Origin of the sequence: Neisseria sp. P0008.S002 (genome assembly GCF_051962805.1) — a bacterium.
GTDB classification, from domain to species: Bacteria; Pseudomonadota; Gammaproteobacteria; order Burkholderiales; family Neisseriaceae; genus Neisseria; species Neisseria perflava.
On record NZ_JBQCUY010000003.1, the window covers coordinates 223,320 to 248,161 of the forward strand.

Here is a 24,842-nt window from a genome sequence, read left to right on the forward strand (position 1 = left end):
CCTAAATATCGATTTAAAACAATAATCTCAAATTCTACTTGCGAATATAGAGTTATTCAGAACGCCGAATTGTAAACGCCGTCTGAATAACTCTATATTTTATCTTTCAGACGGCCTGTTTAAACCGTCTCAAGCATACAGGCGATTAGTTTTTAGCCAAGTAAGCTTCCAAGTCTTCGCTACCGCCGATGTATTTACCGCCGATGAATACTTGAGGAGCAGTCATCTTGCCGGTAATAGCGCGTACGGAAGTAACAGTTGCATCTTTGCCCAATACGATTTCTTCGTAAGACAAGCCTTTGTCTTGCAGAGCTTTTTTAGCTTTAGCACAGAATTGGCAGCCAGGTTTGGTGAAGATGGCAACAGACTCTTGAGCTTTCCAGTCAGGAGCAATGTATTTCAACATAGTGTCAGCGTCAGACACTTTGAAAGGATCACCTGGTTCTTCAGGTTCGATAAACATTTTTTCAACCACGCCGTCGTTAACCAGCATGGAATAACGCCAAGAGCGTTTACCGAAGCCCAAGTCTTCTTTGTCAACCAACATGCCCATGCCTTCAGTGAATTCACCGTTGCCATCAGGGATCATGTAGATGTTGTCGGCTTCTTCTTCAGCAGCCCAAGCGTTCATTACGAAAGTGTCGTTTACAGATACGCAGTAGATTGCGTCAACACCGTTTTCTTTGAACGCACCAAACAATTCGTTGTAGCGTGGCAGGTGAGAAGAAGAGCAAGTTGGAGTAAATGCGCCAGGCAGAGAGAACACGACTACTTTTTTGCCTTTGAACAAATCATCAGTAGAAACATCTTTCCAAGTGTCGCCAACGCGAGTGTGGAATACTACGGAAGGTACTTTTTGACCGGTACGATCTTGCAAAGCCATTTTTAAGCTCCTTAAAAATTCGGGTTTGAGAAATGAATCAATGCTTGCATTTTAATGCAGGCCTATCGATTTGTATAATTTATAGTTCAAATAATATTAATTACATCAAACTATCAATTCAATTAAACCGAAAACAGCTATTCCTCTAAATGAAGGCCATCTGAAATAAAACAAGTGCCTGACTGAAATTATTTTTTAGGTAAGGGCTGAACGGGCGAATCCGAAGCCACAATTTCGCCGATGGCTGTTTCCGCAATATCTTTCAAAGCATAGCGGTCTTTATCCGGCATATCTGTCGGTTTGTATTGAGGCGAGAAATCCAAACGGATACAGATTTTCTTCATCGAAACAATGCGCCATAAAGATTGAAACAGGTTTACCTCCGCATAAGACGGCAAGTCCGTCCGTTGTCCTTCGCCATCATAATAGCGCAAGGTCACTGCTTGAATCGGCGCTTTCGCATCAATCGCCGATTGAAACAGGGCTGCTTTAAACGGCAAAATACCCAAGCCGGAAGAAGTACGCGCTTCAGGGAAGAAGCTGACATTCTGTCCTGCTTTCAATGCCGCGCAAATCGCCTGGTTAATAGGCTCGATATCTCGGCGGGAATTGCGGTTGATAAACACCGTGCCGGCATTTTTACCCATTTTCCCCAAAACCGGCCAACCGCTGATTTCCTGCTTGGCAATAAAACTGCTCGGATAAACGGCGCTCATGGCAAAAATATCCAACCAAGAAACATGGTTGGCCACTACCAATGTACCGCTCACATTGCCTTGAGGCGGTACGCCGATTTCCAATTCAATATCCAAAGCATCCAATGCGCCTTTTCCCAAAACAACCACAGCATGATTGCGTTCCTCTGCATTATTGCCATCGATGGCACGCAAATTCCGGCCGGTTCGGAACAACCAAGCCGCCAAACGGCAAAGTCTGCCCAGTCGTTTAAAAAAAGGAGCTTTTTGTTTAGACATAAAATTTCTTCTGTATGGTATTCATTATTTTCAGACGGCCTCTGACATTTAAGGCCGTCTGAAACTATTTCTGGCAATTTGGACAATAAAACGTTCCACGCTGCCCCAAAGTTTCTTTAAAAATCAGCCCGCCACATTGGACACAAGGCTCATTGTGACGGCCATAGACCGTATATTCCTGCTGAAAGTAGCCGCTTTTGCCATCGCTATTGACAAAGTCCCGCAGCGTACTGCCGCCCGTTGCAATCGCCCTTTGCAGAACCGCTTTAACGGTTTCCACCAATAATGCGCATTCTTTCTTGGTCAGCTTATTTGCCGGATGCAATGGCGAAATACCTGCCTTAAACAGACTTTCATTCGCATAAATATTGCCAACACCAACCACCACCGCATTATCCATCAGCGCTAATTTGACTGCACGCTTTTGGGTTTTCAATTTCTGATACAGGTAATTTGCATCAAAATCGTCCGAGAGCGGCTCCGGCCCCAGTTTTTCCAACAGCGGATGATGCTCGGCAATACCCTCATACCACAATACCGCACCAAATTTACGCGGATCGTGATAACGCAATACGGTGCCGTCATCAAATACAAAATCTAAATGATCATGCTTATCCGGCGTGGCGATGCGCTCATCATCGGCGGTAAAAATCCGCAAACTTCCGGACATACCCAAATGAATAAGTAAAATACCCGTTTCAAAAGTAATAATCAAATACTTCGCACGCCGACTGCATGCCAAAACTTTGTGCCCAGCCAAAATTTGCGCCAAGTTTGGATGAATAGGCCATCTCAATTTAAACTGGCGAATAATGACTTTTTCTATCTTCTTGCCATCAATATGAGGCGCGATTCCGCGTAAAGTCGTTTCCACTTCAGGTAATTCAGGCATCGTTATTCTCCAAATTCATCATTAATATACAGGCCGTCTGAAAACTATTCGGCCAAACGTGCCGTACTTAAAGCAACCGTATTGCCATCAAATGCAGATTCCAATTCAGGCAAAGGATGGACACCAATCAAATGTTTCGTTAACACCATCCCATAAACCGCTGCACACTGCGGCCACCACCTATCCCCTGCCTTTTCCATAAACCGCCAAAACTTCAAAGCAGAAGGCGAATTCACAGCAGGCAGATAATCCATAAACTGCCCATATTCTATTTCAAAACCAATATCCGCAATTTTTCGTTTCAACTCAGCCAGAGCCAAGCATTGAGATTTCAAAGGCAGCTTTTCCCCATCAAACCAAGAGCTCAACCCCCACAAAGATTTAGGGTTGAACCCCGTCAAAATCAATCTGCCTTCAGGTTTTAATATCCTAAACGCCTCTTGCAACACCAAATCTGCAGATGAAACTTCCAAAAGATGGGGCATCAATAACACATCCACGGAATGCGTTTCAAATGCCAACATTTCAGCATCCATCCGCACATCGCGAGGCACTACAAGCATGTTTTCAGACGGCCTCTGCCATACACCGCCCAATTGAACCGCCACCTGCCTATTCAAATACTGCAAATGCCGTCTGAAAAAATCCGCCTCTTTTTGAGCAAGATATTGTCCCATTGGCGTTTGCATAAAAAAAACTTCCATTAAAGGCCCCCTATGCATCCCGACTTGTGTGACAGAATTTTAACACCACGGCCACATCACACAAGCAAATTCCCTGCTCGACTTGACGTTTAAATGCTGAAACGATACTATCAAAAAGACGAAATTTTATTATATATTTGATAACTTTATTTACTATGGCAAAACTAAAAACCATCGCTCTGACCGTTTCAAGCCTGTCGGCGGTTTCCGCCACAGCCTACGCACAAAACGCTACACCCAACCAAGTCGGCATGGCCATGATGCGCCTCAACTCCGCCCTGCTCGACCAAGCCAAAGCACAAACCTTCGGCTCCGGCAGCTTATGGGCATCGTTGCGTAAAGACTTCCGCATCAACGAAGTCAACACAGAACTGGTTCGCCGCCATGAAAACAAATTTGCTGCAAACAGCGCATATTTCGACCGCACCATCTCCCGCAGCAAACCTTATATGTACCATATTGCCAATGAAGTTAAAAAACGCAATATGCCCGCCGAAATTGCTTTGCTGCCTTTCATTGAAAGCGCATTCGTAACCAAAGCCAAATCACACGTCGGCGCATCCGGCCTGTGGCAATTTATGCCGGCTACCGGCCGCCACTTCGGCTTGGAAAAAACACCTTTGTATGACGGCCGCCACGATATTTACGCCGCTACCGATGCCGCATTGAACTACCTGCAATACCTGCACGGTATGTTCGGCGACTGGTCTTTGGCGCTTGCCGCTTACAACTGGGGGGAAGGTAACGTCGGTCGCGCCGTAAACCGTGCCCGTGCGCAAGGTTTGGAGCCGACATACGAAAACCTGCGTATGCCGAACGAAACACGCAACTACGTTCCCAAACTTTTGGCCGTCCGCAATATCGTTGCCAATCCGCAAACTTTTGGCATGAATATCAGTGAAATCAGCAATCAGCCGTATTTCAAATCTGTCAGCATCGACAAACCTATCGATAACAGCACAATTGCTCGCTTTGCAAATATCAGCGAAAGCGAACTGTTGGCACTCAACCCAGGTTTCAATGCCCCGGTATTCATCCCTAAAAATAACCGTCGTCTGTTGTTGCCGGTTTCTGCGGTTTCTGCATTTGAAAAGAACTACCGCAATGCCAATCCAGATACCCTGATGTCTTGGGATATCTATACTTCTTTGGGCAACAAAAAACTTAATGCCATCGCCAACGATACCGGCATGAGCGTAGCCGAACTCAAACGCCTCAATGGCCTGAGCGGTAGCGCAATTTCTGAAGGCCGCAGCATTTTGGTGGCTAAAAATTCAGCAAGCCAAAGTCAAGACATCATTAACTTCATCGACAAAGACAATACGCCGGATACTTACCAATCCAATATGCCGGCCATGTCTCCGATTATTGCTTCCAACGTAGCAGAATCGGTTAAAGTCGCTCAAAATACCGTGACCAATATTGTTGCTCCTGTTGTTCCACAGTCCAGCAAACCGGTTGACTTTATTGCACGCAGCAAAACTGAAAACGTTACTTCCGTAGCGGTAACAGAAACCAAGGCGCAGCCTCAAGTTGCAAGTGCGGAAGTAGCCGCCCCTATTGTAGCCATGACCCATATTACTGCTGAGCCTGCTGCCACAAATGTTGCTGAAGCACCAAAAGCAGCTATCCCTGCCGACTTGACTGCACCGACTGTTGCCGCAAACGATGTAGCCCCTACTCCAGCAGTTGAATCTGTTGCTGTTGCTCCGGTTCAAGAAGAGCATGATGACCTGATGGCTTTGGTACAAAGCCAACCTGCGGAGGAACCTGCAGCGACTGTTGCTGAAGCGACTTCTGAAGCCAAACAAGTTCAAACTGTTGTGACTGCCGAAAGCGCTCGTACAGCACGTATCGCAGCCAATACCGCTAAACAACAACAACGCATCAATGCGCGTCTTGCCCGTGTAAATGGCCAACAAAACACACAAACTGCAGCACTTGCAGCAGGCACACACCGTGTGGAAGATGGTGATACGTTGTTTAATATCTCCAAACGTTACAACTTGAGCGTAGCTGATTTGATTATTGCCAACAACATCAAAGGCAACAATATCAGAAAAGGCCAAATCCTCCGTGTTACAGCTACTCCGGCAAAAGTCCGCAGCAACCCGGTTCAAAACGTTTCCTACACTGTACGTAAAGGCGATACCCTGAACACCATCGCCAGCCGTTTCAATGTTGATATTAACGATATCCGCCGTTGGAACCGCAATACCCGTACCGTATCTCCCGGTCAACGTTTGAAACTGATTGGTAGCTAATATTATCTTTAAAACAAAGGCCGTCTGAAAGATTCAGACGGCCTTTTTCTTGATGATAGATAATCAAGTTAATGTTTGATAACAAACAGAATAGTCTTTACTTAAAGATAAAAATATTTTTTGAAAATTACTGTATAAAAAAAGAGTGTGCAAAAACACACTCTCTTCTTCAAACGAATTGTCGTCAAACCCTATGCTAAATACCCTTATCCAAACATATGAATTCCGTAAAATATATTCCTATGCCGGTGAAAAAGCATCACAGAAGAAGGCATCTTCCGGTAAAGCGCAATTTTGAGTCAGCAAACTTTGCGCACTCTCGGTCATAGCTGGTGACCCACAAGCATAAACTTCGTATTGGCTCAAATCAGGATAATTTTGTGCGGCAACATTTTGCACGTACCCATTCTCCCCTTTCCAATCGGAATCAGGCTTAGAAAGAACAGGCGAGAATTTCGCATTTTTCAGACGGTCTATTAATGCTTCTGCTTCTTCCAATGCGTACAAATCCTCCTGCTGACGTGCTCCCCAGTAAAAATGAACCTGACGTTCGCTATTCTGATGAATCAAATCAAGCAAGATGCTGCGGATAGGTGCGTAACCTGTACCCGTTGCCAACAAAACAATCGGTTTATTGCTGTCCTGTTGCAAAGTGAATGTACCTAATGGCCCTTTAACGCGGACAATGCCTTTTTCTTTGATTTTAGGCTCGGCACCAAAAATCATTTCTGAGCATACGCCGTTTTCACGTTTGCGGATATGCAGTTCCAAAATGCCTTCTTGATCAGGCGAATTGGCGATTGAATAGCTACGGCTGATATTGCCGGGAAGCAGCAAATCAATATATTGCCCGGCATAAAATGCAAATGGCGGCGCTTTAGGCAAAGCCAGTTTGAGCAAAGCAACATCGTGTTTGATTTCAATGTTTTCAATACGTGCCGGCAATGTGCGTACCGGCAAAGCATTTTGATTAAAACCTGGCACATTTATTTTGAGGTCGCTCTTCGCAGTGGTACAACACAATAACACTTTGCCCTGTGCTTTTTCTTCTTCACTGATGGCTTTATCAATATGCTTGCCCATTTCAAATTCGCCACTAATCAACTCAGCCTTACACTGCCCGCAGGCACCACTTTTGCAAGAATGAGGCAAATTTAAATTCTGACGGGTTGCGGCAGCAAGAACAGTTTCGTCCTCATTCGCCGTAAATGTAGTTTGATCTGGTAAGGTAATGGTATGTGTCATGGTATTTAGAATAAATTTATTATCAAAAACAAAGGCCGTCTGAAAATAAAACCTGTTTTCAGACGGCCTATCCTATCTATCAAGCCAATTTGGCTTTAATCAACTCTTGAACCTGAGCCGGATTGGCCTTGCCTTTACTTGCTTTCATCACTTGGCCGACAATCGCATTTAAGGCTTTTTCATTACCGGAACGGAATTGCTCAATGGCTTTCGCATTGTTTGCCAACACTTCATCCACCATCGCTTCAATTGCGCCAGTGTCAGTAATCTGTTGCAAACCATGTTTTTCGATGATTTCGGCAATACCTGCTTCAGGCTCAGCCCACATCGCTTCAAAAGCTTTTTTCGCCAATTTGCTGCTTAATGTTCCATCTGCAACTTTAGCAACCAACTCGGCAAGGCGTGGAGCTGTAATCGGGCTTTCAGCCAATTCCAAACCTTCTTTGTTCAAGGTAGCGGCAAGCTCGCCGTTCATCCAGTTCGCCGTCAATTTACCTTGGCCGCAGGCTTTGGCCGCTTCTTCAAAATAGGCAGCTTGGGCGCGGCTGGCAGTCAACAGGCGCGCATCATAGTCAGACACGCCGTAATCGGCAACAAAACGCGCCGCCATTTCATGCGGCAACTCAGGCATTTGCTCTTTGGCCTTTTGCAATTGGCCGTCTGAAATAATGACCGGCAGCAAATCCGGATCCGGGAAATAGCGGTAATCGTGCGCATCCTCTTTCAAACGCATCACACGGGTTTCGCCTTTTTCAGGATCAAACAGCATGGTTGCCTGCTGTACTTTACCACCATCTTCCAAAATTTCGATTTGCGCTTCCACTTCATAATTGATGGCTTGTTCCAAGAAGCGGAAAGAGTTGAGGTTTTTGATTTCACGGCGTGTACCGAACTCGGCCTGACCTTTTGGACGTACAGAAACGTTGGCATCAACACGGAACGAACCTTCCGCCATATTACCGTCGCAAATATCCAGCCAAGTCACTAAACCATGCAACGCTTTAGCATATGCCACAGCTTCGGCTGCGGAACGCATTTCAGGCTCGGAGACAACTTCCAACAAAGGCGTACCGGCACGGTTCAAGTCGATACCGGTAGCACCGTTCAAACCTTCATGTACGGATTTACCCGCATCTTCTTCCATGTGTGCACGGGTAACATTGATGGTTTTAACCTCATCGCCCACTACGATTTCCAGTTTGCCGTGTTCAACAATCGGCAAATCCAACTGGCTGATTTGATAGCCTTTTGGTAAATCAGGATAAAAATAGTTTTTACGGTCGAACACGTTTTTCTGATTGATTTTCGCATCCAAAGCCAAACCGAGTTTGATGGCTTTTTCGACGACTTCGCGGTTCATTACCGGCAATACGCCCGGCAACGCACACTCAACCACGCTGGCGTGGGCATTAGGCTCGGCACCGAATGCAGTGGATGCGCCGCTGAAGATTTTGGATTGGGTGTTGAGTTGGACGTGGATTTCCAGTCCGATTACGGTTTCCCAAGTCATAAGGGTCTTTCTGTCGAAAAAAAAGTTAATCGGTTAAATGAGTGATTCGTTTTTCAGACGGCCTGAATAAAAAACCATAACAGGCCGCCTGTAAGATAAGTTTATTTCCTGCGGCGTTGGAAACCGGGCAGTTGCCAATGGAAACGGTATGCAGTCAGACGGAACAACAATCCGCCGGCAAAGAGCAGGTTTAACGTAAAAATATTAATCCAGCCCAAATGCCCGAACAGATAAATCAGCCCGCCAATCAAAATAGCCACGCTGCCGTAAAGGTCGGTACGCAAAATCATTGGTACATCATTGACCAAAATATCGCGCGCAATACCGCCACCAACGGCAGTCACAAAAGCCAAAGAAATAACGCCGAACAGATTAAGCTGCAAAGCCATACCGATTTGTGCACCGGTAATGCTGAACGCTGCCAAACCAATGGCATCGGCAATAATAAAAGCAGCGGCCAAATAGGTGCTGCGATAACGTTGCACCCTTATCAACCATGCGATAGCAAGCGTGGCAAACACAACAATCAGCGCATCGGTTTGCAAAAACACTTGCGGAATCCGGCCAACCAAGCCATCGCGTATCATGCCGCCGCCGACAGCCGTCAGTAACGCAGTAATGACGACACCGAGCACATCCAACCGCTTGTTGTAGCCGACCAAATAGCCTGAAATGGCAAACGCAGCTGTCCCAATGATTTGAATGAAGTCGGTGGCTGTCATGTTTTTAAATATCTACAATATGCAGCACCTCAATACATTCAGGCGCTTTTATATGGTTTATTTTCAGACGGCCTTGAATCATCAAGGCCCTAAAACATTATTCCGGCGCTTTGGTGTGCCAATCGCTGCTCAGCTGAACCTGATGTGCGGCACCCAAAATTTTGGCTTCGGAGAAATAGTTGCCGATAAATTGCACACCAATCGGCAGGCCGTTTGCGCTGAAACCGGCTGGCAGAGTCAATGCGGGCAAACCGGCAAGGTTCACGGCGATGGTGTAAATATCGGACAAGTACATTTGTACAGGGTCGTGGATGTCGCTGCCGAGTTTCGGCGCGGCAGTCGGCGCAGTCGGCGCCAGAATGAAATCACATTGACCAAAGGCCGTCTGAAAATCATTGGCTACAAGGTGACGCAGTTTTTGCGCTTTCAAGTAGTACGCATCGTAGTAACCATGACTCAATACATAAGTACCGATCATGATACGGCGTTTGACCTCGCTGCCGAAACCTTCGGCACGGGTGTTGCTGTACATTTCTTCCAAATCGCCGAATTGCGCTGCACGATGGCCATAACGTACGCCGTCGAAACGGGATAAGTTAGTACTTGCTTCCGCAGAGGCGAGAACGTAATAAGCAGGGATCGACAATGATGTTTGCGGCAGGGAAACCTCAACAGTCTCCGCGCCTTGTGCTTTGAGCAAATCGATAACGCTTTGCAAGGCCGTCTGAACATCGGCATCCGCGCCTTCGCCGAAATATTCTTTAGGCAAACCGATTTTCAAACCTTTGAGCGGCTTATCCAAATCACGGGTGTAGTCTTCTTTTTCGAGCTCCAAGCTGGTGGAATCGCGCTCGTCAAAGCTGGCCATGGCGTTCAACAAAATCGCACAGTCTTCGGCCGTTTGCGCCATAGGACCGGCTTGGTCAAAGCTGGAAGCATAAGCAACCATACCGAAGCGTGAAACCGTACCGTAAGTCGGCTTGATGCCGGTAATACCGCAATGCGATGCAGGCTGACGGATAGAACCGCCGGTATCCGAACCCAACGCAACCGGTGCCAAACGCGCCGCGATTACAGCAGCCGAACCGCCTGACGAACCGCCGGGAACATGTTCAAGATTCCATGGGTTTTTGGTTGCGCCGTAGAACGAAGTCTCATTGGTCGAACCCATGGCAAATTCGTCCATATTGGTACGGCCAAGAGTAACCATGCCGGCATCCAACAGGTTTTGCACCACAGTGGCAGTATAAGGAGAAACAAAGTTATCCAACATTTTGGAGCTGCATGCACTGCGCCAACCTGTTTGGCAGAAAATATCTTTGTAAGCAACCGGTACACCGGTCAAAACCGTTGCATTGCCGGCCGCGATACGCGCATCGGCTGTTTTGGCCTCAGCAAGGGTCTTATCTTGATCGATGGTCACATAGCCATTGATGGCAGGGTTTTTCGCAGCAATAGCGGCCAAATATTCGGTCGCCAATTCGACTGCGGAAATTTGTTTGGATTGCAGCAGGCTGCTGGCTTGTTTGAGCGTGTAAGCGGTCATTGTGCCGTACTTTCTATAAAACAGTTTTTGCTTTCAAAACAGATATTGAAAACATCCGTTTAAATCAATAAATCGGGCCGTCTGAACAAAGTATCCTTTCAGACGGCCTTGCAATAGGGGCTTGCCGATAAGCAAAGGCCGTCTGAAACCTTATTCTTCAATTACTTGAGGAACGATATACAGGCGGTTGCGCACTTCGGGGGCAACAGCTTGATATTCGGCAGCATGATCGGTTTCAGTCACTTTATCTTCGCGCAGGCGTAAAGCGGCTTCGTGCGGATGCGCCATGGGTTCGATACCGTCGGTATTGACGCTTTGCATGTTTTCAACCATGGCGAAAATGTCGTTCAACTCGGCAAGCGTTTTGTTTTTTTCTTCGTCCGTTAAAGTGAGGCGCGAGAGTTTTGCGATTTTTTCCACATCATTTAAGCTTAAAGCCATAAAAAATCCTTGTCTGATAGCAATTTGGGGTATCATTGCATTTCGTCTTCTATGAAGCGAAGAATTATAACCGAAAACCAAACAGGTTGGCATGGTGTTTTAATTCAGACGGCCTTTTAAGGGGGCATTTATCCGTCTTAAACCGTGTACCTGTTTTTCTTATTTTAAATAATGCTAAACACATCCGGGCTGGGCCGGAATTTCAGGAATCCTATGTTTCGTCTTTTATCTCGTTTCCTCTCCAATGATATTGCCATCGACTTGGGCACGGCCAACACGCTGATTTTTGTACGCGGCAAAGGGATTGTTTTGGATGAGCCGTCCATGGTTGCGATTCAATCCGGCGCAGGCAATAAAAGTAAAATTATGGCCGTGGGCACGGAAGCCAAAAAAATGCAGGGCCGTGCGCCGCGCAATATTGAAATCGTCCGCCCGATGAGGGACGGCGTGATTGCCGATTTTGTGATTACCGAGCGTATGCTGGGTATGTTGATTAAAAAAGCCACCGAAGGACGGTCTTTGGTTCCACCCCGTGTGGTTATCTGTGTTCCTGGCGGCTCTACCCAAGTGGAACGTAAAGCGATTTTGGATTCGGCGTTTGCTGCCGGCGCGGCAAGCGTGCATTTGATTGAAGAACCGATGGCCGCCGCTTTGGGCGTGGGCTTACCGATTGAAGATGCGGCAGGTTCGATGATTGTCGATATTGGCGGCGGTACGACTGAAATCGGCATTCTTTCACTGGGCGGTATGGCCTATTCTGCTTCTGTCCGCGCAGCCGGCGATGAATTCGATAAAAGCATCATCCATTACCTGCGCCGACATCGCGGCGTCTTAATCGGCGAAGCGACGGCAGAAGAATTGAAGAAACAAATCGGCTCTGCATCGGGCTTTGAAACCGAAATAGCCATGCGCATTAAAGGCCGCGACCTGGCCGAAGGTACGCCTAAATCCTTGGCGGTTACGTCAAATGAAATCCGTGAAGCATTGAGTGAAACGGTAAATCAAATCATCCGCGCCGTCCGTCTGGCTTTGGAACAAGCTCCGCCCGAACTGGCCGGCGACATAGCCGACCGCGGCATTATGCTGACCGGCGGCGGTGCACTTCTGCACGGTATCGATACCGTCTTGGCCGATGCAACCGGCCTGCCCATCGGTATTGCCGACCAGCCTCTGAACTGCGTCGCCTATGGTGCCGGTAAGGCTTTGGACTATATCGGCAAATGGGATACCGTATTTACGGAAAACCCATAAGGTAGATGGTTATGGAACGCTCTTCTTTGCGCTTTGACGAGGCAAAAGGCCCTAAGCTGTTGCCTCGTTTTGTCGTTTATATCGCTCTGGCTGCCGGCCTGATGGTGGCAGATTACCGCTTTTCATTGATGCAGCCGGTGCGTGCGGCAGTAATGCCCATGCTCTACCCTGTTCAATGGCTGGCGAATCAACCTGTTCAACTTTATCAATATTTTGCTGACCTCTCCCAGTCCAAATCCGAACTCTTGGAACAGAACCGCCAGCTTTTAGAAGAAAATGGCCGTCTGAAAATCGATTTGCAGCGGGATAAAGTCAATACCGATGAATTACGCGAATTGAAAAAACTGTATGGTTTGCAACAAAAAGGCATTCACAACGTTATCGGTGCGGAAGTCATTTCCAATGGCAAAGATCCGCTTTCCGAAAGACTGATTATCGGCAAGGGCAGCCAAGACGGTTTGAAAGTTGGCGATGCAGTCATCGATCAAAGCGGTTTGATTGGCCTGTTGACACAAGTTCACACACAAAGCGCGGAAATTGAACTGATCTCAAGCGGACAAAGCATTGTCCCCGTAGCCGTCAGTCGCACCGGCGAACGCAACTTGACATACGGCAATGGCAACGGTTTGGATTTGCGCTATTTCCCAACCGGCTCGGACTTGAAACCCGGCGATATTCTGCTGACTTCCGGCCTGGATGGTACTTATCCGGCGGGGATTCCCGTTGCAACCGTCAGCAAGGTTGTCCGCGCATCGGGAACACCTTATTACGATACGCAACTGACGCCTTTGGCCGCTTTACGCAGCAGCCGTTTTGTCTTGGTACTTTCTTCCAGCCCTTATTCCCCACGCTGATTTCATGAACGATTTTGACGATTCTTACCGTGCAGTACCGCTGCACATCATGGCGGCCAGTCTCATTGTGATGATGATACTGGACTTTATGCCGTTTTCCTTTGACGGATTCTTTTGGCTGCCTGAAATGACGGCACTGATGTTGCTGTATTGGACATTGCACCAACCGCAACGCGCAGGCATGGGACTGGCTTTTGCCATCGGTCTGATTGTCGATGCCGCAACCGCGGCGACTTTGGGATTGCACGCCCTGTCTTACGTTGTGATGACTTATTTCATTTTAAACCGCCGCCGCCAAATCATGCTCTACGGCCACATTATGCAATTGGCCGCTGTCTTGGCTGCTCTGCTTCTCAATCAGGCCATCTTAACTGTTGCCCGTTTGTTCCTTAATCATCAGGTCATCACTTTGCAAGGCTTTGTTGCCCCATTTGTCGGCGCACTGCTTTGGCCGATACTCAGCCAGCTGATGCTGATTGTGACCCGTATTTACCGCTCCCACTGAAAAGATGAAACCGATTCTTCCACGCCGTCTTTCCGGTGGCCAGCATACCCAAAAACCTTCTGCTCAGGCAGCACAAGCCGATGCTTTATTGCGCCTGCTCGTTGCTTTTGTCCTGATTGTCATCTTCTTTTCCATCTTACTGGCGCGGTTCTTCTACCTGCAAGTAACTCAACACAATGAGTTTTCCGGCCAAGCATCGAGCAACCGCATCACCCTGATTCCAACGCCGCCCGTACGTGGCGAAATCGTCGATATCAACGGCGTTCCTTTGGCCAAAAACTATCCTGTCTTTTCGCTCGAAGTTATTCCCAGCCGCATTGAAGGCAAGATGGAAGATATCATTGAAGCATTGAAAAAATACGTCGATATCACGCCGACAGATTTAAAACGCTTCAAAAAATACCGCGAAAGCTATAGAAAATTTGAAAATATCCCACTCAAACTCAGACTGACCGATGAAGAGGCTGCACGCTTGTCTATGCATCTGCGCGAATTCAAAGGCGTAGAAGTCAACTCACGCACATTCCGCGAATATCCTTACGGCAAACTGACTTCCCATTTCTTAGGCTACATCGGCCGTATTAGCGATAAAGACAAAGAAATGCTGGAAGAAGAAGGCCTGACCGCCCTCTATCGCGGCAGTACGCATATCGGTAAATCCGGCTTGGAAAAATATTACGAACACCAGCTTCATGGCATTCCAGGCTATCAGGAAGTCGAAAAAGACGCTTACGGCAATATCGTCCGCGTATTGAAAAATGTCCCGTCCAAAATGGGGCAAACCTTGCGCCTGGGCATGGATATCCGTATGCAGCAGGAAGCCGACCGCATCTTGGGCGACCGCCGTGGCGCATTGGTGGCCATCAATCCGCAAGACGGTACTGTCTTGGCTTTTGTTTCCAAACCTTCCTTCAATCCCAACCTCTTTATTGACGGCATCGACAGCGATACTTGGAAAATGCTGAATGACGATTGGAAAAAGCCTTTGATCAACCGCGTTACCCAAGGCCTTTATCCGCCGGGTTCTACATTTAAACCCTTTATGGGCATGGCTTTGTTGGAAAGCGGCAAAATCACTCAAAACACCATCGTCTCCGCTCCCGGCGCATGGAGCATACCTGGCAGCCGCCATATTTTCCGCGACTCTGTCCGCAGCGGTCACGGCTCGGCCAACTTGAGCAAAGCCATTCAAGTATCCTCAGATACTTTCTTCTACCGCTTGGGTTACGAGATGGGTATTGATAAAGCCTCTCCGTATCTGGCGCAATTCGGTTTTGGCCAAAAAACCGGCATTGACCTGCCCAGCGAATACACAGGCGTTTTGCCCAGCCGCGAATGGAAAGCCAAACGCTTTGCCAAATCTTCCGACCCGACTGCCAAAGAATGGCGCGCCGGCGAGATGGTTTCCGTCAGTATCGGCCAAGGCTACAATGCCTACACGCCTTTGCAAATGGCACATGCGACAGCATCTCTGGCCAATAACGGGGTCGTTCATCAGCCACATTTGGTCAAAGAAGTATTGGATTTCGGCGCGCGCAAAATTACCCGTATCAACCCCAATCCTGAGCGTCAAATTCCGTTCAAAGCCGATAACTTCGAATACGTCAAACGCGCAATGGAAAAGGTATTGAAACCGGGTGGTACGGCGCACCGTATCGGTGGCGGACTCGCTTATACGATGGGCGGTAAAACCGGTACGGCCCAAGTCGTACAAATCAAACAGGGCGGCCGCTACAATGCCGCAGCCCTACGCGAACAACACCGTGACCATGCATGGTTTATCTCGTTTGCGCCATTGGAAAAACCTGAAATCGCTATTGCCGTTATTTTGGAAAATGGCGGCTGGGGTGCTTATGCCGCACCATTGGCTCGTGAAATGACTGATTTTTATATGCTTCACGTCAAGCCGCAACAGTTTTCAGACGGCCTTGAATCAGATTCGGCCAAAACTGCAACAACGGACAAACATCAGCCTATTACCAGCATTTTCCAATCTGCCTACGGACTGACGCCGACAAGCCCTGCCTCACAGCCGGAGGTTCATCATGAATAACACATCAGCGTGGAAAAATTTAAAATCCACCATTGCGGCCCCGATTGACCCTTGGCTGTTTTCTGCCATGCTCGCCATCTACATCATGAGCCTGTTCCTGCTCTATTCTGCAGACGGGCAAGAGTTCGGCCAATTGGAAAACAAAACCATCCATACCGTTTTGGGCTTTGCCCTTTTATGGATTATCGCCGTATTCAAGCCGCAAACGGCTGCCAAAGTCGCCCTGCCTATTTACATTGTCGGCGTATTACTGCTGATTGGCGTTGAAGTCGCCGGCGTCACCGTCAACGGCTCGACCCGTTGGCTGAGTCTCGGCTTTACCCGTATCCAACCTTCCGAAATCATGAAAATCGGTATTCCCATGACTGTCGCGTGGTATTTCCAACGCTATGAAGGCCGTCTGAAATGGATACATTATATTGTCGCCCTCGTGCTGATTCTTGTTCCTGTCGCCCTGATTTTGAAACAGCCCGACCTCGGTACGGCAGCACTGATTATGGCTTCGGGTATTTTTGTCATCTTCTTTGCCGGATTGCCTTGGAAGGCTATTTTTGCCGCCATTATTGCCTTTGTGGCCGCTTTGCCGCTCTTGTGGAATTACGGCATGCACGACTACCAGAAAACCCGCGTTCTCACTCTACTCGACCCAACCAAAGACCCGTTAGGCGCAGGCTACCACATCATCCAATCCATGATTGCCATCGGCTCGGGCGGCGTATGGGGTAAAGGCTGGCTCAACGGTACGCAAACCCATTTGGACTATATTCCCGAATCAACGACTGACTTTATTTTCGCAGTATTCGGCGAAGAATTCGGCCTGATTGGCAATATCCTTTTACTGCTGGTTTACCTTATCATTTTGGCACGCGGATTGTGGATTGCCGCGCAAGCTCAATCCCTTTACAGCCGTACTCTGGCAGGCGCATTGACCATGACCTTTTTCTGCTATGCCTTTGTAAACATGGGCATGGTCAGCGGTATTTTGCCCGTTGTCGGCGTCCCCCTCCCCTTGGTCAGCTACGGCGGTACGGCTACGCTTTCCATCATGGTGGTGCTCGCCCTGTTGATGGGTATTGCCAACGAACACAAAAACCTCCGCCGTCGTAATATGGATAATGATGAACTAACTGAAAGCGAGAAATGATATGGAACTGGGTGTAGAAATCGGCAAACTTCTCGTTGCACTTCTTGTACTGATCAACCCCTTCAGCGCACTCTCGATTTATCTTGACCTGACGCAAGACCACAGCACCAAAGAAAAACGCAGAATTGCGCGTACTGCCGCACTAGCCGTTTTCATCGTGATTGTCGTCTTTGCGCTGGGCGGCGGTATCTTGTTGAAAGTACTCGGTATCAGCGTCGGCTCTTTCCAAGTCGGCGGCGGTATTCTGGTTTTGCTGATTGCCATCTCCTTAATGAACGGCAACGATAATCCTGCCAAACCCAAAATTGATTCCCATTCAGAAGAACATCAAAGTGCGCAACAAGTCCGCCGCAATGAAAAAGCCATTGCCGTCGTACCCATTGCCATTCCGATTACCATCGGCCCCGGCGGTATCTCTACCGTCATTATTTACTCCTCTGCCGCCAAAAATTACAGCGATATTGCCCTAATTATCATCTCCGGCTTTCTGGTCAGCCTGATTTGCTATCTCATCCTGATCGTTGCCGGACGCATCAGTAAACGCTTGGGCACGACCGGCCTGACCATCCTCAACCGTATCATGGGCATGATGCTTGCTGCCATTTCCGTAGAGATTATTGTTGCCGGCTTAAAATCTATTTTTCCCCAACTGGTCGCTTGAAGTACAATTATCACAATAAAAGGCCGTCTGAAACATTTTCAGACGGCCTCATAAAAACATAAAAACAAAGGAGCCAACCATGTTTCACAGCACCCATGTCTTTACCGGTGAAACCATTTGCCGCCGACCGGCACAAAACTACACTGAATTTACCGACGAATTAAACCGCCTCCAAACCCTTCAGCAAACCTTCGCTCAATCAAGCATTACCGAGCGCACCGCCCTCTTACAGCAATTTGCCGACAGCCTTACCCAAAACCAAGAACGCCTCGCCGAAATGGTTTGCGAAGAAGTCGGACGCTGCCTGCACGAATGCCGTGCCGAAATCAATAAATCCATCGAGCTTATCCGCTACTACGTCCGTCTTGCCCCCGAACTGCTTGCCCATAAAACCATCGCCACCCAAGCCAGCCTCAGCCAAGTCCGTTTCGAGCCTTTGGGCGTTGTTTTGGCAGTCATGCCGTGGAACTATCCTGTTTGGCAGATTTTACGATTTGCCATCCCTGCCCTGTGCGCCGGCAATGCCTGCGCGGTCAAACCTGCGCCCAGTGTCGCCCGCGTCAGCGAAACCCTCTTCAGCCTCATCCCCAAAGGTTTGCCGCTTATCGGCGCATGGTTAAACCATGAAGACACGCTTAAAGCCATTAAAGATACCGATGCCATGGCATTTACCGGTTCGACCCATACCGGCCGCTTGCTGGCCGCACATGCAGGCAGACATCTGAAAAAAAACGTCCTTGAATTGGGCGGCAGCAATCCGTTTATCATCCTACCCGACGCCGATCTGCAACGCGCAGCCATCGATGCCTGCTATTCGCGCTTTCGCGATGCCGGACAATCCTGCAATGCCGCTAAACGCATCGTTGTTACCCAAGATATTGCCGAACAATTTATCCCACTCTTCCTTGCCGAGTGCGCCAAACTGCAAACCGGCAATCCCAAAGATCCGAACACCACCCTTGCCCCACTTCACCGCCAAGACCTGCGTCAAACCGTACACGAGCAGGTTGAAGATGCGGTTACACACGGTGCGCAATGCTTAAGCGGCGGCTATATCCCTGAGGGAGAAAGCTGGTTTTACCCTGCCACGGTATTGGATCAAGTCAATCCAAACTGCCGCGTTTGGCACGAAGAAGTCTTCGGCCCGGTTGCCATGATCTTACGCGCCGACAATCCGGATCATGCCGTCGCACTTGCCAATGACACACCTTTCGGCCTCGGCGCCTGTATCTACACAGCCGACACGGCAAACGCATGGCAATACGCCGAAAAAATCCAAGCAGGCTCTGTCTTTATCAACCGTCACACCAGCAGCGACCTGCGCCTCCCCTTTGGCGGCGTCAAAGCTTCAGGCTATGGACGCGAGCTATCAGAATTCGGGCTGTACGAGTTCGTCAACGTCAAAACCTATTGGCAAAAATAAACCGTTTCATTAACTCAGGCCGTCTGAAAAACCCGATTTCAGACGGCCTGATGTTGTTTAAAAAGCTGGCAAAAATATTGTATTTAATCCCATACAAATTCTGCAAAATCAAAGCGGCTCAAAAATAAGAAACCTATTTTAGAAAGCAATTCATATTTCCACGCCTATTTTGAATCGGCAGCTTACCATGTTCATCATTCCAACCGTTTCATTAAACCCTCTATAAAATACCCAATAAACAAAAATACCGTCTGAAATACAACTTTCAGACAGCATTTTCAATCAAATACTACTTACCGGATTACAATTTCAAACCGGCCAGTTTAGCAGCATACGCATCCAAATCAGCGATTGGACGGGTAGCCACGCCGCTTTCCATTGCTGCTTTAGCAGTAGCTGTAGCAACGCGAGGCAACAGGCGGGAATCGAATGGGGTAGGAATCAGGTATTCCGCACCGAATTCAAATTTCTTACCGTAAGCGGCAACCACTTCTTCAGTTACCTCTTCCATTGCCAAGTCAGCCAGTGCATACACGCAGGCGCGTTTCATTTCTTCGTTGATGGTGGTCGCGCCGACATCCAATGCGCCACGGAAGATGAATGGGAAGCACAATACGTTGTTCACTTGGTTCGGGAAGTCTGAACGGCCGGTACCGATGACCACATCCGGACGGGTTTCTTTTGCCAATGGAGGCAGGATTTCCGGATTCGGGTTTGCCATGGCGAACACGATTGGTTTTTCGTTCATGGTGTTCAGCATTTCAGGCGTCAGCAGGTTTGCGCCGGACAGACCCAAGAAGATGTCTTTACCTTTAACGGCATCAGCCAATACGCGTTGACCGTTGTCTTCGATGGCGTAGAACTGTTTGGACTCGTCCATACGGTCTTTGTCTTCGCGGGTTTTGTAAATCACGCCTTTGGAGTCGCAAACGGTCACGTTTTCGCGTTTCAAACCCAAATCCAGCAATTGGTTCAAGCAGGCAATCGCGGCCGCACCTGCGCCGGAGCACACCAAAGTCGCTTCTTCAATTTTGCGGCCGGTATAACGCAAAGCGTTCAGTACAGCGGCAGCGGTAATGATGGCAGTACCGTGTTGGTCGTCGTGGAATACGGGGATTTTGCAACGTTTGCGCAATTCGCGTTCGATGTAGAAGCACTCAGGCGCTTTGATGTCTTCGAGGTTGATACCGCCGAAAGTCGGTTCCAAAGAAGCGATGATGTCTACCAATTTTTGAGGGTCTTTTTCATCGATTTCGATGTCGAATACATCAACACCGGCGAATTTTTTGAACAATACGCCTTTGCCTTCCATTACAGGTTTACCGGCCAATGCGCCGATGTTGCCCAAACCCAACACTGCGGTACCGTTGGAAATCACGGCAACCAAATTGCCTTTGGCAGTGTATTTGTAGGCAGTTTGCGGATCGGCATGGATTTCCATACAAGGAGCGGCTACGCCCGGAGAGTACGCCAACGCCAAATCTTTAGACGTGGCCAGAGATTTGGTTGGGGTAACGGAGATTTTGCCCGGCACGGGGAATTCGTGGAACTGCAGGGCGGCTTCTTTTAATGAATTTTCCATTTATCGATCCTGTTTGCGAGAGAGATTTTACAGCGAATAAGTCTGAAACAGGCTGCTTCAGACGTTTAAATTTTCTAAAGTCGGGTTGTTAACAGTCCGGCTTTGTAAGGGACCGTAATTTTATCATGTTCTTTTGGTGACGCATACCGATATTTATTACATTTGTTTTGATATTTCGTTTTATTTGGTTTTATGTCTAAAAACTTCTGTAATAATATTTCTTCGCCACACTACCCTTCTTTCAGACGGCATTTTATTTAAACTTAAACATTCAATCCAAAATGACTGTCCAGCGCGGTTTCAATCTGATTTTTTACCGCGTCCAGACTTTGGCTGCTGTCGATGACGGCATAGCGTTCCGGCTGTTCGTTAGCACGTTGCAGATACACTTCGCGCACCCGATTGAAAAACTCGGCTTCTTCTTGTTCAAAGCGGTCTTTCTCACGCGTTTGGTTGATGCGCGCCATCGATACTTCCAAAGGCACATCCAACAGCAAAGTTAAATCTGGACGGAAATCGCCCTGCACCCAATGCTCAAGCGTGGCAATATCTTGCAAGGGAACACCGCGTCCACCGCCTTGATAGGCAAACGTTGCATCGGTAAAGCGGTCGGAAACGACATGCGTGCCGTTTTTCAGGGCAGGCAGAATGACTGTTTCCAAGTGTTGCTGCCTGGCTGCAAACATCAGCAGGGTTTCGGTACGCAGGCCGACTTGGGTGGCAGGGTTGAGCAGGATTTCACGCAATGCTTCTCCGGCCGGAGTACCCCCCGGTTCGCGCGTAAACAATACGGGCAGTTGGTGTTTCTCAAACCATGCTTTCATTACTGCGAGGTTGGTGGACTTGCCTGCGCCGTCTATGCCGTCAAGGGTAATAAATCTAGGTTTCATATGGATATCGTCAATTTAAAGGCCGTCTGAAACTGGGATTATAAATGTTTCAGACGGCCTATTCGGTTTATTTCTTCAAAATATATTTGCGCACGGCAGCGTTGTGTTCAGAAAGATTGTGGCTGAACTCGCTCAAGCCCGTACCATCCATTTTTGAGACGAAATACAGATATTTTTCATCAGACGGATGACCCGCTGCTTCAAGCGCGGCCTTGCCGGGAAGCGCAATCGGCGTCGGCGTCAAACCGCTGCGCGTATAGGTATTGTAAGGCGTATCGCGTTGCAGGTCGGCTTTGCGGATTCTGCCTTTATACGCATCGCCCATGCCATAGATAACGGTCGGGTCGGTTTGCAGGCGCATGCCGATATTCAGGCGGTTGACGAATACGGCAGCCACATGGGCGCGGTCGTCTTCGTGTGCGGTTTCTTTTTCAATCAGACTCGCCATAATCAGCATTTCGTACGGATTTTTATAAGGCAGGCCGCTTTGACGGTCGTCCCATGCTTCTTGCAGGTTTTCCCGCATCTTACGGTAGGCGATTTTGTAAATTTGAAGATCGCTGCCACCGGCATCAATTTCGTAACTATCTGGGAAAAACTGTCCTTCAGGATTATTGCTCAAGGCGTCGGGCGCCACTTCGGCCATCAGTTTTTCATCGCTCCAACCGCGCGTATCGTGGGCAATATCGGCAGTGTTGTCGATAATACGGCGCATTTGGGCAAAACGTGCGCCTTCCAAAATTTGCACGCTGACCGAGTCAGGACGGCCTTTTTTAATGCGTTTTAAAATGTCCCAAGCCGATACTTTGGCAGACAGGCGGTAAGAACCGGCATTAAGTTGGTTGTGTACGCCCATCACATATGCGGCGGCTACCAGCACATAACGGTTATAAACGATGCCGTCTTGAGCCAGTTTGCGACTGACGGAAGAGATACCTTGGTTTTTGGTAATGGTAATACGATATGGTTTGCCGTTGTCTTTCGGAACAAACAACAATGCGGCAACCACGGCGGCAAATGCCGTCAAAAATACGGCCAGCCATTTCAACAATTTTTTCAACATGGTAGGATTCTTGGTTTGTGAACGTGTCGGGCAACAGTATAACCGAAAACAAGCACATTAAGCCTGCCACCTTCCCCAACGTATGTTTTCCTATCCCGAAAGGCCGTCTGAAACCATGAATTCCCCTTCAAAAAACACTTGGCAAAACGGCCGTTGGCTGAATGCACGCCAAACTCATTCGCCCAATTTCAGCCCGCGCGAACCGGATGAAAACGTCTCATTGGTTGTCCTCCACAATATTTCCCTCCCTCCTTTTGAGTACAACACAGGGGCAGTGGAAAAATTGTTTACCAACCAAATCAACCCTAACGAGCATCCTTTTTTCAGCATCATCCACACCTTGCGCGTCTCCAGCCATTTTTTCATCAGCCGTAAGGGCGAAACCGTCCAATTCGTTTCCTGCGACGACATGGCCTATCATGCCGGCGTATCGTCGTTTCAAGGCAGAGAAAAATGCAATGCCTTTTCCATCGGTATCGAATTGGAAGGCTGCGATTTCGAGCCTTTTACCGAAGCACAATACACCAGCCTACAAGCCTTGCTGACCGCCATTTCCGAGCATTACCCGATTCAGGCCGTTACCGGCCATCAAGACATCGCGCCGGACAGGAAAACCGATCCTGGGCATTTCTTCGATTGGCCACGCCTTCAAAAAGCAGGTTTCCCCATCCGGCGCGGATAACTTTCAGACGGCCTGAAATGATTGGCAGACATAATGCTGTCACAACCGTTTATTTTCGTTATAATTCAGCTATTCATTCGGACGCATAAAGTCCGGCTCCAACGAACTTCCCATGCAGCAAGATTCCGCACCCTGAAAAAGACGGAATGCTGCCTTTTTAAAAAGTGATTACTCCATGATTTTCATCGTCTTAGCCCTCGCCGCTCTTTTGGCGGTCATCGGTTACAACATGTACCAGGAAAACCAATACCGCAAACAAGTGCGCGAACAATTCGGCCATTCCGATAAGGATGCGCTTTTGACCAGCAAAACCAAGCACGTCCGCGACAGCAAAGAAACTGGCGGCCAAGGTTTGTTTATCAAGAAAAACAAAAAAACCGAAGAGGCATTACGCAACCTGCAAGAGCAAGATGAAATCTACGCGGCAAAAGCCAAACTGGCTCATCCTGCCCAACTTAAAACCGATGTCGAATTGACTGTGGAAGACGACTTTTCCGCAGAAGAAAAAATCCAACACACTGTTATCGGCTTAAACAACGAAATTACCATTAGCCCTGCCGAAGCCGCTTCTGCTCCGGTTGAAACCGCTTCCGAACCTGTGGTACAAGTACCATTGATTAGCTTGGACGAATTGTCGCAAGTCGAGTTGCCTTGGTTTGACCCGCGCTTCGACTACATGGCCTACATCTCCCTGAAACAAGCCCAAGAATTGCACGCCCTGCCGCGCCTTTCCGGCACACACCGCTTCCAAATCATCGGTTGCACTATGGACGACCATTTCCGCGTTGCCGAGCCGATTCCGGGCGTTTACTACCAAGGCTTCGTCATAGGCTTGCAAGCTGTCAGCCGCAACGGTTTGGCAGCGCGTGAAGAGCTGCAACACTTCGACCAACAGGTTGATGCTTTTGCCCAACTGATGGACGGCAAAGTTTTGCATACCGACTTGGATGCGTTCACCGAAGTCGCACAAGCTCTCGACCAATTCTGTGCGCGTGTTGACCAAACCATCGCCATTCACTTGGTTTCCCATTCCAACATCAGCGGCGTAGAATTGCGTGCCGCCGTGGAAGAAACCGGTTTCAAACTGGGTGAAGACGGCGCGTTCCACTTCGGCGACAACAACAACCCTCAATTGTTCTCCATCCATACTTTGGACAACAAACCGTTTACCAATCCTCTGTTGGACAACCAAGCCTACCGCGGCTTCAGCATGCTGTTGGATATTCCGCATGTTCCTGCCGGCGAAAAAACTTTCGACAAATTTATGGACTTGGCTGTCAAACTCTCCGGCCAACTCAGCTTAGATTTGGTTAACGACCAAATGGAAGAAGTTTCCACCCAATGGCTCAAAGACGTACGCAACTACGTTTTAGCCCGTCAGGAAGAAATGCTTAAAGTCGGCATCAAACCCGGCAGCAAACAAGCCCTGCGCCTGTTCTCTTAACTTCCCCAATCAAAAAGCGGATATGCAATGACGGCATATCCGCTTTTTTTCAGGTAAAATCCCTTCATCTTCAATATTCATCGATTTTCAGACGGCCTCTCTATCATCA

The 24,842-nt window shown here is 48.4% G+C and carries 22 protein-coding genes; 10 read left to right on the plus strand and 12 right to left on the minus strand.

Going from position 1 to position 24,842, the window contains the following annotated elements; genetic code table 11:
* Positions 1-145: 145 nt before the first annotated feature.
* The 4 genes from ACTHSA_RS04785 to ACTHSA_RS04800 all read right to left on the minus strand — a co-directional run bounded on the left by ACTHSA_RS04785 (position 146) and on the right by ACTHSA_RS04800 (position 3,453).
* Complete coding sequence (locus ACTHSA_RS04785) at positions 146-883, minus strand: redoxin family protein (protein ID WP_004520136.1); 738 nt, start codon at positions 881-883, stop codon at positions 146-148.
* Between the two features lie 188 nt (positions 884-1,071).
* Positions 1,072-1,857 carry a 1-acylglycerol-3-phosphate O-acyltransferase gene (locus ACTHSA_RS04790; protein WP_049336498.1) on the minus strand — a complete coding sequence of 262 codons (786 nt, stop codon included), beginning with the start codon at positions 1,855-1,857 and terminating at the stop codon, positions 1,072-1,074.
* A gap of 64 nt (positions 1,858-1,921) precedes the next feature.
* Entirely contained in the window at positions 1,922-2,749 is an 828-nt protein-coding gene (gene mutM / locus ACTHSA_RS04795; protein ID WP_070504764.1) for a DNA-formamidopyrimidine glycosylase, read from the minus strand.
* A 44-nt stretch (positions 2,750-2,793) separates the two neighbouring features.
* Positions 2,794-3,453, minus strand: coding sequence for a class I SAM-dependent methyltransferase (locus tag ACTHSA_RS04800; protein WP_049336494.1), 660 nt, complete (start codon positions 3,451-3,453; stop codon positions 2,794-2,796).
* Positions 3,454-3,608: 155 nt separating this feature from the next.
* Here ACTHSA_RS04800 and ACTHSA_RS04805 point away from each other — a divergent pair, with 155 nt between their 5' ends.
* A complete protein-coding gene (locus ACTHSA_RS04805) occupies positions 3,609-5,717 on the plus strand; it encodes a LysM peptidoglycan-binding domain-containing protein (protein ID WP_440378820.1) in 2,109 nt (702 codons plus the stop codon).
* 240 nt (positions 5,718-5,957) lie between these two features.
* On the opposite strand, the gene ACTHSA_RS04810 is transcribed toward ACTHSA_RS04805, so the two are convergent.
* The 5 genes from ACTHSA_RS04810 to gatC all read right to left on the minus strand — a co-directional run bounded on the left by ACTHSA_RS04810 (position 5,958) and on the right by gatC (position 11,181).
* Complete coding sequence (locus ACTHSA_RS04810; protein WP_070625449.1) at positions 5,958-6,962, minus strand: 2Fe-2S iron-sulfur cluster-binding protein; 1,005 nt, start codon at positions 6,960-6,962, stop codon at positions 5,958-5,960.
* Positions 6,963-7,041: 79 nt separating this feature from the next.
* Positions 7,042-8,472: an Asp-tRNA(Asn)/Glu-tRNA(Gln) amidotransferase subunit GatB gene (gene gatB / locus ACTHSA_RS04815; protein ID WP_003685244.1), complete on the minus strand. Its 1,431-nt coding sequence runs from the start codon at positions 8,470-8,472 to the stop codon at positions 7,042-7,044.
* A 101-nt stretch (positions 8,473-8,573) separates the two neighbouring features.
* Positions 8,574-9,194 (minus strand): trimeric intracellular cation channel family protein, encoded by a 621-nt coding sequence (locus ACTHSA_RS04820; RefSeq protein ID WP_049331484.1) that lies wholly within the window; start codon positions 9,192-9,194, stop codon positions 8,574-8,576.
* 97 nt (positions 9,195-9,291) lie between these two features.
* On the minus strand, positions 9,292-10,740 hold the full coding sequence (gatA, locus tag ACTHSA_RS04825; RefSeq protein WP_070625451.1) for an Asp-tRNA(Asn)/Glu-tRNA(Gln) amidotransferase subunit GatA: 1,449 nt from the start codon (positions 10,738-10,740) through the stop codon (positions 9,292-9,294).
* Between the two features lie 150 nt (positions 10,741-10,890).
* On the minus strand, positions 10,891-11,181 hold the full coding sequence (gatC, locus tag ACTHSA_RS04830; protein WP_003685110.1) for an Asp-tRNA(Asn)/Glu-tRNA(Gln) amidotransferase subunit GatC: 291 nt from the start codon (positions 11,179-11,181) through the stop codon (positions 10,891-10,893).
* Positions 11,182-11,394: 213 nt separating this feature from the next.
* Here gatC and ACTHSA_RS04835 point away from each other — a divergent pair, with 213 nt between their 5' ends.
* From ACTHSA_RS04835 to ACTHSA_RS04865, 7 genes are all read left to right on the plus strand, one after another.
* Positions 11,395-12,432, plus strand: coding sequence for a rod shape-determining protein (locus ACTHSA_RS04835; protein ID WP_070625453.1), 1,038 nt, complete (start codon positions 11,395-11,397; stop codon positions 12,430-12,432).
* An 11-nt stretch (positions 12,433-12,443) separates the two neighbouring features.
* Entirely contained in the window at positions 12,444-13,286 is an 843-nt protein-coding gene (mreC, locus tag ACTHSA_RS04840) for a rod shape-determining protein MreC (RefSeq protein WP_070625455.1), read from the plus strand.
* 4 nt (positions 13,287-13,290) lie between these two features.
* Positions 13,291-13,791, plus strand: coding sequence for a rod shape-determining protein MreD (gene mreD, locus ACTHSA_RS04845; protein WP_070625457.1), 501 nt, complete (start codon positions 13,291-13,293; stop codon positions 13,789-13,791).
* A 4-nt stretch (positions 13,792-13,795) separates the two neighbouring features.
* Positions 13,796-15,844, plus strand: a complete 2,049-nt coding sequence (gene mrdA, locus ACTHSA_RS04850) for a penicillin-binding protein 2 (RefSeq protein ID WP_070625459.1) — start codon at positions 13,796-13,798, stop codon at positions 15,842-15,844.
* A complete protein-coding gene (gene rodA, locus ACTHSA_RS04855; RefSeq protein WP_070625461.1) occupies positions 15,837-16,988 on the plus strand; it encodes a rod shape-determining protein RodA in 1,152 nt (383 codons plus the stop codon). Before mrdA ends, rodA begins: the two co-directional genes overlap by 8 nt.
* 1 nt (position 16,989) lies before the next feature.
* Positions 16,990-17,649, plus strand: coding sequence for a MarC family protein (locus ACTHSA_RS04860; RefSeq protein WP_070625463.1), 660 nt, complete (start codon positions 16,990-16,992; stop codon positions 17,647-17,649).
* A 79-nt stretch (positions 17,650-17,728) separates the two neighbouring features.
* Positions 17,729-19,072 (plus strand): aldehyde dehydrogenase family protein, encoded by a 1,344-nt coding sequence (locus ACTHSA_RS04865; RefSeq protein WP_004520121.1) that lies wholly within the window; start codon positions 17,729-17,731, stop codon positions 19,070-19,072.
* Between the two features lie 301 nt (positions 19,073-19,373).
* Here the strand turns inward: ACTHSA_RS04865 and ACTHSA_RS04870 are convergent, their stop codons facing one another.
* The 3 genes from ACTHSA_RS04870 to mltG form a co-directional block, all read right to left on the minus strand.
* Positions 19,374-20,654: a malic enzyme-like NAD(P)-binding protein gene (locus tag ACTHSA_RS04870; RefSeq protein WP_004520118.1), complete on the minus strand. Its 1,281-nt coding sequence runs from the start codon at positions 20,652-20,654 to the stop codon at positions 19,374-19,376.
* 263 nt (positions 20,655-20,917) lie between these two features.
* On the minus strand, positions 20,918-21,544 hold the full coding sequence (gene tmk, locus ACTHSA_RS04875) for a dTMP kinase (protein ID WP_004520117.1): 627 nt from the start codon (positions 21,542-21,544) through the stop codon (positions 20,918-20,920).
* A 67-nt stretch (positions 21,545-21,611) separates the two neighbouring features.
* Positions 21,612-22,607 (minus strand): endolytic transglycosylase MltG, encoded by a 996-nt coding sequence (mltG, locus tag ACTHSA_RS04880; RefSeq protein WP_070625465.1) that lies wholly within the window; start codon positions 22,605-22,607, stop codon positions 21,612-21,614.
* Positions 22,608-22,722: 115 nt separating this feature from the next.
* Here mltG and ampD point away from each other — a divergent pair, with 115 nt between their 5' ends.
* Positions 22,723-23,289: a 1,6-anhydro-N-acetylmuramyl-L-alanine amidase AmpD gene (gene ampD / locus ACTHSA_RS04885; protein WP_039862241.1), complete on the plus strand. Its 567-nt coding sequence runs from the start codon at positions 22,723-22,725 to the stop codon at positions 23,287-23,289.
* A 175-nt stretch (positions 23,290-23,464) separates the two neighbouring features.
* Complete coding sequence (locus ACTHSA_RS04890) at positions 23,465-24,733, plus strand: cell division protein ZipA C-terminal FtsZ-binding domain-containing protein (RefSeq protein ID WP_004520113.1); 1,269 nt, start codon at positions 23,465-23,467, stop codon at positions 24,731-24,733.
* The last annotated feature ends 109 nt before the right edge of the window (positions 24,734-24,842 follow it).